The sequence below is a fragment of the Neosynechococcus sphagnicola sy1 genome (genome assembly GCF_000775285.1).
GTDB lineage: Bacteria > Cyanobacteriota > Cyanobacteriia > Neosynechococcales > Neosynechococcaceae > Neosynechococcus > Neosynechococcus sphagnicola.
The window spans coordinates 1-12,399 of record NZ_JJML01000053.1 but is presented as its reverse complement, the minus strand read 5'-3'; the positions used below and the strand labels follow the sequence as shown (position 1 = coordinate 12,399).

Genomic DNA, 12,399 nt, shown 5'->3' with positions numbered 1-12,399 from the left:
GGGGCAGGAGGCAGAAGCCAGGATTCAACGTTCTCCTGTCTCTTCGCTTCTGGATGCCTCCATTACCCTGCTTTCCCAGCTGAAGTTGGTAGCCTGATCTTCCCATAGCAGGGGTCTCACTGTCTCACCCCACACGGTTCCCATGCCATCCATACAGGCATGAGTCCCAGGATAAGGGAGTTTGTCTTAGACTACATTGGTTGCTGTAATCGTTTATCTGTGTTGTCTCTGTTCGAGCAATGCATGGTGTTGGTATTCCCTTGAACCTTGAACAATCGTATTTTTAACCATGGATGTCGTATCCCCTGCTGCCGCTCTGAGTAATCCGGTGATCGGCACGGTCAAAGGGCCGGGAGATCAGAGTAATCAATATGTATTTATTACCTCGGATCAGAGAGGGATCAAAATTGGTGAGTTTGTCTACTACGAAATTGTAGAGACCAGCAGCCAATCCCAGCCCTCGGCGACCCTGGAAATTTTGGGCAAAATTTCAGCCCTGCGGTTGATTGATCACCTCCCCGATCGGATTTTTGCCGATACCGCCATTAGCCCGGAAACCATTGCCGCCTTAGTGGGGTTTACCTACGAAAACCCGGAGATTTATGAGGTGATGGTGGAGGTGATCGGCCATTTTCACCCTGCCCTGGGGTTTATGAATCCTCGACAGGCACCGACACCGGGAACGCGGGTTTTTCTTGCCGGCGATCGCAGCTTACAGGCAATTCTCAATAAAAAACAACCAGGAGAGTTGGGATCTGCCCACATTGGTTCCCTGTTGTTGCGACCCGACAATGCGGTGCCCGTCGTGTTGGATGTCAAGGAACTCGTCAGTACCCACATGGCAATTCTGGCCGGAACGGGTTCCGGTAAATCCTATACCGCCGGGGTACTCGTGGAAGAATTATTACTCCCCCATAATCGGGCAGCGGTGCTGATTTGCGATCCCCACGGGGAGTATGGCACCCTGGCGCAAATTCAGGGTCACCCTGCCTTCCAAGCCCCCGATGGCTATGCCCCCACGGTGAAAGTGCTGACGCCGGAGGAGATTCGCATCCGTGTCTCCTCCCTGGACTACTACGATATCTTGGCGTTGTTACCGACGATGAGCGATCGCCAGAAGTCCATTTTAGATAAAGCCTTTTTAATTCTGCAGCGGCATCGGAAAGGGCAGTATCGCTGGGCGGTTCAGGATCTCATTAGCGCCGTTTATGAAGCCGACCGCCAAACCGATGAGGACGGAAACGAAAAAACCGGGTCTTCGGCACCAGCATTGGAGTGGAAACTCAGCCAACTCGAGCGATCGCCTTATTTTCATGCCTACGAGCACCTAGCCCCCAAGGATCTGTTTCAACCGGGACAGGTGACGGTCTTACAAATGAATGAAATTAGCCAGGATCATCAGCAGGTGATCTGTGCTGCGATCTTGCGCCAGGTGAATCAAGCCCGGATGCATACCCAAAAGGAGTCCATCAGCAGCGGCGATGAAAACTACCTGCCCTATCCGGTGTTTATCTTGTTAGAAGAAGCCCATCGCTTTGCCCCCGCCCACGAACCCTCCCGCTGTAAAGCGGTGCTAAGGACGATTCTCAGTGAAGGTCGCAAGTTTGGTCTGGGAGTGGGGCTGATTACCCAGCGTCCCGGTAAGTTAGATGCCGATGTGCTGTCCCAGTGTATGAGTCAGTTCATCATGCGAATTGTCAATCCCGTGGATCAGGATAGCCTCAAGTATGGGGTCGAGGCTGCAGGACGAGATTTACTCCAGGAACTCCCCGCTCTCACCAAAGGACAGGTGATCATTTCTGGGATGTGTGTTAATACCCCCGTGCTGTGCAAAGTCCGCCAGCGGCTCACAACCCACGGCGGTGAAACCCTCAACGCTCCGGCTCTGTGGATGAATTACTTCCAACCCCACCAAGTGCAGGCGCGAACCATTGAGCAGGCCCCCATGGTCAGTCGCCCGCGATCGCAGACGATTCGTGGCGTCAGTATTGAATAACAGGGGATAGGCTGTGCTCCTGAGGGATGGTCTTAACCGATGGCACCCAAGGTCAGCAAATCACCCATGCCCTAACTTTGCCTGCGGTAAAGTAATCGATGCGACAACGACCTTGTCCCATCCGCCTGAGAATTTTAAGATGATGGGATCTGCGCTCCTCCTCTTTCGGTAAGTGAATGTTGCAACTGTTTAGCTCCGGGTTACTGTCTCTCTGGCTGGATCAGATCAATCCGTCACCGATCCAGATTCCAGTGAATCCATCGGTGATCGAGCAATCTCCCCTGGTGTTGTTGTCCAACCCCACCAATGCCCCAGCAGACGCTACGGTGGAGCAGTATCTCAAGAATCTCGCCGCCAAGGGCTTTAATGTACAGCAGCAAGGGGTTTGGCTCCAGTCTGACTATGAGATTCTCGGTACCCACTTAGGCACTACCCCCCTCCCCGCTGCGTCCCTCACGAAAGCTGCTACGTCCCTCGTTGCCTTAAAAAACCTGGGGGCCGAATCACCAGTTCCAAACCTTGATCGGGGTAACCGGCACAATTCAAAATGGGGTGGTATCTGGAGATCTGGTCATTCAGGGGGGCGGAGATCCGTTATTTGTGTGGGAAGAGGCGATCTCCCTCGGCAATACCCTGAATCGCCTCGGCATTCGTCAGATCACAGGCAATTTGGTAATTGTGGGCGATTTTGCCATGAACTATGAACCCGATCCTAAATTGTCTGGGGAAATGCTCCGGCAAGGTCTGAATGCCCATAACTGGTCGGAGGAAGCCACCTATTACTATGAAACCCTGCCCGAAGGAACTCCCAAACCCGTTGTTGAAATTACAGGTACGGTTCAAGTCATCGCCCAACCGCCAACCGACCAAAAATTGCTGCTGCGCCACTGGTCGTTGCCCTTGGTGCAGATTCTGCGAGAGATGAATGTCTTCAGCAACAATGGCATGGCTGAAATCTTGGCAACCAGACTGGGTGGAGGCTCTGTGGTCGCCCAACGAGCCGCTTGGGCTGCCTCCGTACCCTCTGAAGAGATTCAATTGATCAATGGTTCGGGATTGGGGCCACAAAACCAAATCTCTCCCCGTGCGGTTTGTGCTCTGTTTATCGCCATTCATCGCTATCTGCAAAACTGGCGATCGCCCGCCGGAACTCCTTATACCATTGCCGATGTATTTCCGGTGGCAGGGCGGAATGAGGGAACCATTGCTTACCGCAAGATGCCCCCAAATGCAGTGGTGAAAACGGGGACTCTAGATGATGTCAGTGCCCTTGCGGGGGTGCTGCCCACCCGTGATCGTGGCCTTGTGTGGTTTGCCCTCATCAATCGCGGTGAAGATCTGGATGGCTTCCGGAGCCGTCAGGATCAGACCCTACAGATTCTGCAAAAGCAATGGGGAGTGACCTCCCTGGCACCAACTGCGGTGATGCCGATGGAACCCCCCGGTGTGGTTAATGCCCCAGCTCTGCCCACAGCGTTTGGGGCGGAGGGGCGTAACCAGGTTTTCTAAGTTTAGATAGCGGCAACACCCTTGCCGGACTTTCACCACCAGGGCATGGAATTGACATCCTCCCTCCCCCGCCTTATGGCTGAGGGTAGGGATTCCTCGGATCGCTCCGAAGATTTCCTGTTTCACAGCCAGTTGACTAGACAACATGACCGCCATCCCCGTTACCTCGGCTCCACAGGCATTTTCTATTCCCCGTTGCCCACGGGTACAAATCACTTGCGGTGCTGCAATATCTCTGGGTTTGGTTGAACCGCACTTTAGATTTGAACTAGCGCTGGGAGTCAACGGTTATCTGCGGCGGATCAACTCAATCGTTCCTTTTTGATTGATTGTTTAGCGGGTTACTTCTAACAGACGGGAAAAATAAAAGCGAGTCTTCGTCATTGCCTGACGTTGAACTTGCCACCCTTGGCTGGTGAGGATCTGAACGATCTCAGCCTCTGGGTGCAGGTAAGCACGAGTAGCCTTACTCGGGCCAGGGAAAAAACTCACCAATTTTCTTCAGCAGACTGTAGGCCAGGGTTTTGGGGGCAAAGCTGAATATTAGCCTTGACTCTGCCAGGGAGCAGAGATGGGCAATCATCTCTGCCATCTTTTCCTGGGGATAGTGAATCAACACGTCCAGGCAAATGACCGTATGGAATAGTCCCTGCAACGCCTCTAAGTCCTGAACTGCAAAGGTTAAATTCTGGGTAGAGCTGAGGGTAGCTTCCGCCCTAGCCTTGGCCTCTTCCACCATTTTTTCCGAGAGATCGCTCGCAAATACCTTGGCTCCAGCGGCTGCCAGGGGAAGACTCAGACTACCGACTCCACACCCCGCGTCACAGATCGACAGTAATGGTAAGTTATCATCCTGTTGGAGCCAGTCTAGAACTGTATCAACCGTTTGCTGATGTCCTTTCCGGATATCCAGCTGAACCTTGTTAACTTCGCCGTCTCCATAGATGCGATGCCAGCGATCAAACCCAGTGGAGTTAAAGTAGTTCCGGACAATTGTTTTGTCGTCAACTGCGGCCATACAGGTCAAGTTCATGCTTTTTAACAGGTTCACTCTATCATTTTGATGGGGATTACTAGAAGATTATGGTTAACCCACTCAGGTGAATACCTACTGCTAGGAATCCAGCCGTACCTCATTTTGAAAGCTCTGACGGTGTTTTAATCCCGTGCTGCTAGGTGCAGACAAGAAAGCGATTGTCCACAAAACCTGAGATCCCATGGGGGGCAACGATCTTTGTCCAGTAGCCAATGGATTGTCGAAATTGCACAACGGTTCCAGTGGCTAGGGTGCTGACGACTTTTGCATTCGGGATCGGGCTGGCTCGTACATGCACTGCGCCACCATCTAGGGTTCTGATCCGCAAGCTTGCCGGAACTTGAGTCGAGATAGGATGCTCCACTAAAAATTGGGTAGCCACCCAACCCGTTTTCCCCCCTGGGATAGTGACTTCTGCCCAATTGCCATCCCGATTGCTGAGATTAAACAGCACCTGAGTGGCGTTGGGAATCTCGCCCAGGATCTTGGCATCCGTATGAGGCTGCGATCGCAGTTTAAGAGACCTGCCATCAGGGGTTTTAACCTGCCTGAAACTCGACCCACAGGTTTGGGCAGTTTGGGCAACACCCAGTTGCTTGGCCAGTTGAGTTGGCGATGAGGCCGGGGTGAACTCAACAGGTACCGCCGCGATCGCTGCTGGGGCAGCTATTGCCATTAATCCTAGCCACTGCCCAATCCAACTGATCCAACGGTTCATAGAGGTTAGCCTCAACGCCAGAATACATATCGTAGTCCAATTGCTAGGAGGAAAAATCCGTAGAGCTTTTTCAACAGTTCACTGGTGATAAAGGTTTGATTCGCAAACAAAGCTCCGAAGTAGTTACCCACTAACAACCCAACCGCAATCAACAGAGCATCGCGAAGATTAAGATGATTTTCCCGATAGTAGACCACCGCTCCCAAGAGGCCAATGGGCAAAATTTGCGCGGCGAGAGAAGTCCCCGTCGCTAGTTTTTGATCCATCCCCATTAGCAGCACCATCGCGGGCACCATGATCGCCCCACCACCAATCCCAAACATACCCCCAGCTATCCCAGCTACCAGACCAATCAGCAGCAATGGCAGAAAAATATTGAACATCAGATTTTATTTTGTAGGAACTCTATCGGTGTATTTACGTTCCGAAAAGACTATACACTAAGATTCTCAAAATCATCCGGGTTTCAGGGATTTAGCTGCAACGGCCAGAGGTAGGTCTAGCGATGGAGGAGTATTTTATGAGGGTTTTCACCCCATCAAAGAAATCTCGACAGACCACTACCTAACAGGCGCGTCCGAAAGCCGGATCTACTTCGATTTTTCATAGGCAAATTCTACCTGGATATATTTTTTACAACCTCACCCCATCAATAGATATTCCGATCGTGTTCTGAACCAAGGCTTGTGAATCACTTAGAGGATGTTTTAAAAGTCTTTCAGGGTGTGTTTCACCACCCTAGCTACCTAGAAGCTAATACGAGAGAATCAGGGTTCCAGGGTTTGCGATCGCGCCTCTGAGTTGTATTTGAGGCTAAAGCCTACCCTTTTAAAACATCCTCTTACCTCGCAAACCTAGAGATAGCTTTCCATCTACGTCCCACAGATAACTCAGAGGGCTAACGTTCGAGGTAAGCGGAGCGAGGGGTTAGGCCTCACTGCAGATGACGTTGCCACGGTTGTCTCGCAACTCTTCGATCCACCACTGACGATTCTCGGTTGGCGTTATGAACCGTATATGGCTCGCGATCGCGGTAAGTCGACCAGAGTCAAGGTCTAACGTTCTTGCGACGAAGTCCGGAAGACTGAGTCCCAGCTCAAGGAATTCGAAGCCGTCGTGCTCGAACTCGAAGACCTTTCCCGCATCCGAGCCAACTGTCGGAACCAGTAGGTAGTTGCCGCTCCGCGGTATCTCTCCAATCACAATGCAGTCGTTGATCCAATTGGGCAAGAACTCATCTACCTCTTCTTCATCGATCACGTCGAGCCAAGGCCTAAAGTCGCTATTTAGTTCCTCCCATTGCGACGGGCTGGCAATGAAGTAGGCTGCGTCTCCGCTTTCCTCCTCAAAGTACAAGGTAAGTTGGGAATAGGTTCCGTAGAACTCCTCAAGGCCTTGAATTTTGGGTATCACTAGGCCGGCGTCTGGAGGGAGACCAACATGGCGGAAGTGAACAACCTTGGTGTTCTCCTCCCTATTGATTTCGCTGCACGAAAACTGGCCAGTATGGGACTGAACTGCAGAGTGAAGTGACTCAAGGAAGGGCATGACCTCTCCAAACTTAAGAATGGTGAATCTGAGGCTGAGGCCTAACGGCTAAAATGAGCGGCGGCTAGTAACTTCTGCCACACTACCTTGATCTCTCGCTCCGTCCGCTCCATCGCGTTGTTAGTCTGCGATCGCTTCGCCCAGTTTTCTAGGGCTGTCGCCAGTTCTCGGTCTGTAGACCAGGAACTCGATCGAATTCTCTTTGATTTGCTGTGATCATGAGAAGGTTATGTTGTAGCGCAGTAGCCGCAATCAAGACATCGTAAGCACCAATTGGCTGCCCTTGAGATTTAAGGACAGCACGAATTTGCGCCGCTTGTTCTGCTTCTACGGTGCTGAAAGGGAGAATTGTTACAGAAGACAGAAAGCTAGAGATCGCTGGTTCAACCTTCTGGGCACGTTGAGGATTGAGTGCCAATCCGTAGCGTAACTCCATGACCGTAATTGCCGAGACAGCAATATCAACAGGTGGGGTTTGTTTGAGCCTGATTTTAGTGCCAGCTTCACCCTTGATGAAGTCGCTGATGACGCAAGTATCGAGTAAATATTGCATCAGAATAGCTCTGGCTCAGGGGGTGGAAGGAGTTCGTCACGATAGGACTCAAACGGAGGGAAGTCAGGGATTCCTTCATAGGACAATATAACCTCCGACCACCAAGAAGTGGAAATACGGGGAATTTGAGTCATTTGACGTAAGACTTGCAGAATTAAGGTTTGAAGCGGAATATTTGATTGCGCTGCTTGACGAATCAGATCTTGTTCAAGATCTGGCGGTAGGTCAATCGTAATTTGCATCATTTATCTCCAGTCATCATCAGATACAACTTTTTACTCTCCCTTAATTCCAACTTCGATCGCTTTCACAAATGGGCTAACCCACCACTGATCTGAAGCTTTTTGAACAGCTTCAAAGATAAATGCCTGCCCCCCAACTTTCACTCGCTTCAGCAAAGTTGGATTTTGCTTCACCTCCTTCACTGCTTCTGCCACAACAATTTGCTGCTCAGATTCAGTTGATGCCGGATAAGTCTGAGTAAGTCGATTGAAAATCTGCTTAATTTCATAAAAAGCTTCTACCAAATTTTGCTCTGAAGCATAACTGTGTTGTGTACCAATTTGATCTCCATGCACAGTGCTGTTGACATTAACTGCACCTACAGATCCACCAAAATTGAGATTTCCTTGCATAATCAGAACTCCTGTTTGAATGTTCATATTTTGATCATTTAGCTGACTACTGACAAGTTGAAGGATCTGCTCTGGTTGAGGCGGTTGCCAGGTTTTACGCCGCATATTTACTTGGGCATCGATCAACGTTTTTGTGAGCCAAGTTATGCTAGGCAGTTCCTGAATAAGGCGTTGAACTTCAGCACATGCTTGAAGAGTTCCTCGTTCTTTTAGTTTCGATAAAACACCACCTCTCAGATCCACAATACCGTCTCTAGCTGTCACAGAGTACGCCATCACCTCATTGCTATGATCAGGATCTTCATCGTAAGGATATTCATGCACTAGCCAAATATATAAGTCAGCCAATTGTGTTTCAGTTAAATTTAATTGAATTCCGTGCGAGTAATGATAGGCAACTAATTCAAAAACTTCCCGTCCAAACGATGAATCTCGCTGGATGAATACCCAGATGAATGACCAGCTAGATGGATCTGAATTTTCAACCAGCACTCTAGCCGCAATCAGAGCTTTTTCCCGCTCATTCTCAGCTAATGGTAGTGGAAAAGAAATTAGAGACTTCGCAAAATCTCTAGCTTCAGTTAACCCTTGCTTTAGAAGCTCTTCGAGTAGTTGCCCAATACATTTTGGTTTCAGTGTAGGATCTTTAGCCTTTTCTAGCAAAGCTAACTTCAATCGTTCATCCCAACACTTATCAAAGCGACTAATTACAAATATATAGTCATGTTCCTGATTCTCTTTGTCAATGAGCGTTATCAATGTATTGATAGATTCTTGGGGAGCATTTACATAAGCGCATTTGACTATTTCTAGATAGAGGTCTTCATGTTGATTACTACTGGGAGCAGCGATAATAACAGGTGCCCACTTTTTCCATATTTCAGATGAGAGGTTATCTAAAAAGTTTGGACTTTCCTTCAGAAGTAATTGAAAAGCTCTACAACCTGCTAGTACTGGTCGGTTATATGTGTTTGTGCCTATCCAATCGTAAGCTACGTCAGTGTACTGATGAATATATTTCTTTGCACCTTCAATAATTCTTTTTTGAGTTACTTCGTCAGCTTCCATCCATCCATTGAGTTTAGTCAAACCTAACTCAAGCTCATTAATGTAACGCCGACTATCAGGTTTTAAAGTCATTTCCCTATTAAGTTGCCACCAAGCAGATAAATCTCCAGATTCTAACTTCTCTAAAAGTTGGAGGACTCGTTCTCTGGGCGGTGGATCTAGCAAGGGAGGGTTTTGCCTACGATGTTGCCTTTCTTGCATTCTGAGATAATCAGATCTCAGTTTTTCAGCTTGAATTGAATTTAGCTCAATAGGCGCAAAGTAAGATGCAAAAACTTCTTGCAAACTATTATTGGTTTGAGTAGCTACAACAATTGCATCTATTTGATTTACATCTTGACGGTTAAAGCTCCACTTAAGAAGTTGAGACCAGATCTTTTCAGCCTTTTCAAAATTAGAATTCTGAAGCTTTTCAAGCATCCAAAAAATATCTTCTGAAATGAGAATATTTTCGGTCAAAGAACTTAAAAGAAAATATGGATCTTCTTCAGTTTCTGAAATGATTAAAACTGCTTGTTCGATTAGTGTATGTCGTTTTTCGCTATCGTTCAGAAGTGATGATGCAAATTGTTGTTGTAGCTTGTCATCATCAGTAATGATTCTCTGATGCTCTTTCCACTGTACTAGAGCTACTCTAGTAAAATTTTCTGCTATTCCAGGCAGCTCAAGATTTTCCCATGCCTTTAAGAGAATGGCATTCCCAAGCTTTTCAAAGAGATATCCAAAGCACCTAATACCTTGATTTCCAAGCCAGTTAAGGGCAACTACAAAATCATCTGGCTGAAGTCTTGGTACTAACTCAAGATCGATAAATATCTGGTAAGATCCAAGAAAATTTCTCTTTTTTGGTCGGGTAAGAACACTGAATAACTCCTCTGCTGTGAGAAGATCTGACCAGAGTGCCCGTAATGCGTAACCTTTTAGCCGATCATCTTCATCTTCTGGAAGCTGCTCAATAGCTAGAGGCTTCAGTCTTAATCTTGTACCTGCATCACCGATTGAGCAAAGAGCCTTAGCTGCGCTTACTCTCAAGTAAATTGATTGCGATGAATCAAGAGCAAGGTTCACTAGCTCTTCTTGAAGCTCAGAAACTTCGCAGACTTCAGCAATGTCGATCGCTGTATCTCTTGCATTAATCTGCTTAGTAGGGTCTTGAAGATATGTACGTAATTGAGCAGCTAAACCTGGATGCTTCAGTTTTCCATAATTGCGGTACTGGTTTCTCTCGTAGTCATACAACTTTTCCTGTTCATATTGCATCAATAAGTTGGTTACTATCGCTTCTCGGAGATCTGAATCTGTAGGAATATCACTGCGTAACAGCACATCTGGATCCGTCTCAATAATCTCCTGACACACATCCATCCTCATGCTGGCTATCCATGCAGCGGTTTCATGAAGCTGAGGAATTAACTTACAATCTGGTTCTTCAGATGAAAAGATTAATCCTGTTATCTGAGCTAGAGGCATTTCATGTTGCACCAAATACCAGGCAGCTAAAAACTCAGCATAGGTTTGGTGCGCCCATCCCATCCGATGTAACCCGCGAGATGAAAACAAACCAGTATCTAAAACTTCTTCGATGACTACTCTGGTAATCTCAAATTCTCTTCCATTAGCAGTTTCATAACCGTGACATAAATTTTGAAGCAGGGCATCTTCGATGGGTACATTCCCCTGATCAACTCCAGTCCATACAGCAAAACGGTTAGCAAAGATTGTGATAGCCGCAATTCGGGCAGCAACAATGAGACGTTGGTCAACATCGAGATTGCCCCTCTGGTTTGAAGCCCGACGGCTTTCACTAATTACCTCACAGAGAAGCTTGCACCCCTCAAGATAGAGCTCATGAAGCCTCTGATTAGGAGGGAATCGACCACCGTGACGATGGTAAGTATTCAGCAAAAATCTCAAAGTGATTGGTTTTATCGCCAGCGGTACAATATTCTTCTGGTTAACTTCCTTTAGAAAGTCATCAGGAGAACATCTCTCTGCTTTGGCGGCTTCGATAACGTCTATACGCCGAAGCGGAGCAAGTTCATAGACTCCCACAGAATTTTCACCCCAAATTTCTTTTAATCCTTCTTCCAGAACTGCTGGCCACACAGCCGTTCGACAAGCGATACGTAAACACAAACGGTGAACTTCATTGTGGTAGCGTTTAAATTCATCGACTAAAAGTGTTGCCAATGTATCTACTCGTAGCAAGCATTCATCGAAGCTATCCAAGAAAATGTGTAATCGGTGAGTGCCAGTCTGCCATTCTTTAAATACTGGGCTGTCAAATAGGCTGAGAACTAATCTGTCTTCACTTCCATACGATCGCAGATCTAGAAAGAGTACCTGATCGCCTTGTTCTTGAATTTTGCTAACAATTTTACTCCGCTCCATCTCTAGAGCCTGGGTTTTGCCAATTCCCGATTCACCTAAGAGTGCCAAGCATGGCAGGTGAGAGATAGTCTCAAAAATTACTAAATCCGGGTTATATGCCTTTCCCCATTCTCCCTCTGGATCGTACAGGTACCCCCCATCAGCTAGATTTATGCTGCCTGACCGAGGGCACCAAAACCGTTTCCAACCGTATACCTGCTCTGACATGTTGAACAGCAAGGGGACAAAACTCTTTTTCAAGGATAACTTTATTCAAAAGTCTTTGTATCTTAGAGGATGTTTTAAAAGTCTTTCAGGGTGTGTTTCACCACCCTAGCTACCTAGAAGCTAATACGAGAGAATCAGGGTTCCAGGGTTTGCGATCGCGCCTCTGAGTTGTATTTGAGGCTAAAGCCTACCCTTTTAAAACATCCTCTTATCCTCTGGCTCAAGTCATAGCTTGGTTGGATTGGCCTTACCGAATTTTGCATTCCAACAGATGTCCTTCAAGGTACAGTCTCAACTGATGCTTGAGCAGACTAACGTTCCCGCTCACCGGACGCAGATGGCCTTGAATACTCAACCGACCAACTTGCAGCGTTCCGGTGCAGCGACTTGTTAGCTGGCGTTGCTACAGATACAAGATTGTTCGTAGTCCATCATCTATCTCCTCCTGCAAGCCGCTTGGTAGGGAACCAATACATTCAACCAAGAATGTTTTATCGACTGTGAGAATTTGAGATACATTAGCGACTGAATCTCTAGACAAGCCTGTTGCTCCTTGCGGTAACAATACATTGCCTGGAGCTTCTGCCAACTGAATATTTGAAGTGATAATGACAACGATGACTGTATTGATACGGCTTTAGAGTAAAGGTATCATCTTGAACGACTAAAACGGGACGCGGTATCCAGGCTCTGAACCTACTGGATCAGGTAAATTCGCCCACCAAATTTCCCCCGATA

9 protein-coding genes and 2 pseudogenes are annotated in these 12,399 nt (G+C 47.7%); 2 read left to right on the top strand and 9 right to left on the bottom strand.

All coding sequences use genetic code 11. The features are described from left to right. The first annotated feature begins 289 nt into the window (after positions 1–289). Positions 290–1,996 (top strand): ATP-binding protein, encoded by a 1,707-nt coding sequence (locus tag DO97_RS17365; RefSeq protein WP_052128900.1) that lies wholly within the window; start codon positions 290–292, stop codon positions 1,994–1,996. Between the two features lie 233 nt (positions 1,997–2,229). Here DO97_RS17365 and DO97_RS25440 read toward each other — a convergent pair whose 3' ends face one another. Continuing rightward, complete coding sequence (locus DO97_RS25440; protein ID WP_204368728.1) at positions 2,230–2,376, bottom strand: hypothetical protein; 147 nt, start codon at positions 2,374–2,376, stop codon at positions 2,230–2,232. Between the two features lie 139 nt (positions 2,377–2,515). Between DO97_RS25440 and DO97_RS17360 the strand changes: the two genes are divergently transcribed. Further along, complete coding sequence (locus DO97_RS17360) at positions 2,516–3,505, top strand: D-alanyl-D-alanine carboxypeptidase (RefSeq protein ID WP_204368726.1); 990 nt, start codon at positions 2,516–2,518, stop codon at positions 3,503–3,505. A 333-nt stretch (positions 3,506–3,838) separates the two neighbouring features. Here the strand turns inward: DO97_RS17360 and bchM are convergent. The 8 genes and pseudogenes from bchM to DO97_RS31435 form a co-directional block, all read right to left on the bottom strand. Beyond that, positions 3,839–4,523: pseudogene (gene bchM, locus DO97_RS17355) on the bottom strand (magnesium protoporphyrin IX methyltransferase). Positions 4,524–4,677: 154 nt separating this feature from the next. After that, the gene (locus DO97_RS17350; RefSeq protein WP_036535873.1) at positions 4,678–5,259 is read right to left on the bottom strand and encodes an SH3 domain-containing protein; all 582 of its coding nucleotides are present in this window, start codon (positions 5,257–5,259) and stop codon (positions 4,678–4,680) included. Positions 5,260–5,270: 11 nt separating this feature from the next. Then, positions 5,271–5,642 (bottom strand): sulfite exporter TauE/SafE family protein, encoded by a 372-nt coding sequence (locus DO97_RS17345; RefSeq protein ID WP_036535870.1) that lies wholly within the window; start codon positions 5,640–5,642, stop codon positions 5,271–5,273. 544 nt (positions 5,643–6,186) lie between these two features. Continuing rightward, positions 6,187–6,807, bottom strand: coding sequence for an SMI1/KNR4 family protein (locus tag DO97_RS17340; protein ID WP_036535867.1), 621 nt, complete (start codon positions 6,805–6,807; stop codon positions 6,187–6,189). 148 nt (positions 6,808–6,955) lie between these two features. Next, positions 6,956–7,360: a type II toxin-antitoxin system VapC family toxin gene (locus DO97_RS17335; protein WP_036535865.1), complete on the bottom strand. Its 405-nt coding sequence runs from the start codon at positions 7,358–7,360 to the stop codon at positions 6,956–6,958. Further along, complete coding sequence (locus DO97_RS17330) at positions 7,360–7,602, bottom strand: hypothetical protein (RefSeq protein ID WP_036535862.1); 243 nt, start codon at positions 7,600–7,602, stop codon at positions 7,360–7,362. The genes DO97_RS17335 and DO97_RS17330 overlap by 1 nt, the downstream gene beginning before the upstream one ends. A gap of 33 nt (positions 7,603–7,635) precedes the next feature. Next, positions 7,636–11,694: an NACHT domain-containing protein gene (locus tag DO97_RS17325; protein ID WP_204368725.1), complete on the bottom strand. Its 4,059-nt coding sequence runs from the start codon at positions 11,692–11,694 to the stop codon at positions 7,636–7,638. Between the two features lie 370 nt (positions 11,695–12,064). Next, positions 12,065–12,399, bottom strand: a pseudogene (locus tag DO97_RS31435) (type II toxin-antitoxin system PemK/MazF family toxin); the annotation flags it as partial.

Coding starts and splice junctions, on each gene's coding strand:
- DO97_RS17365 (WP_052128900.1), top strand. CDS start 290: ATGGATGTCGTATCCCCTGCTGCCGCTCTGAGTAATCCGGTGATCGGC.
- DO97_RS17350 (WP_036535873.1), bottom strand. CDS start 5,259: ATGAACCGTTGGATCAGTTGGATTGGGCAGTGGCTAGGATTAATGGCA.
- DO97_RS17345 (WP_036535870.1), bottom strand. CDS start 5,642: ATGTTCAATATTTTTCTGCCATTGCTGCTGATTGGTCTGGTAGCTGGG.
- DO97_RS17340 (WP_036535867.1), bottom strand. CDS start 6,807: ATGCCCTTCCTTGAGTCACTTCACTCTGCAGTTCAGTCCCATACTGGC.
- DO97_RS17335 (WP_036535865.1), bottom strand. CDS start 7,360: ATGCAATATTTACTCGATACTTGCGTCATCAGCGACTTCATCAAGGGT.
- DO97_RS17330 (WP_036535862.1), bottom strand. CDS start 7,602: ATGCAAATTACGATTGACCTACCGCCAGATCTTGAACAAGATCTGATT.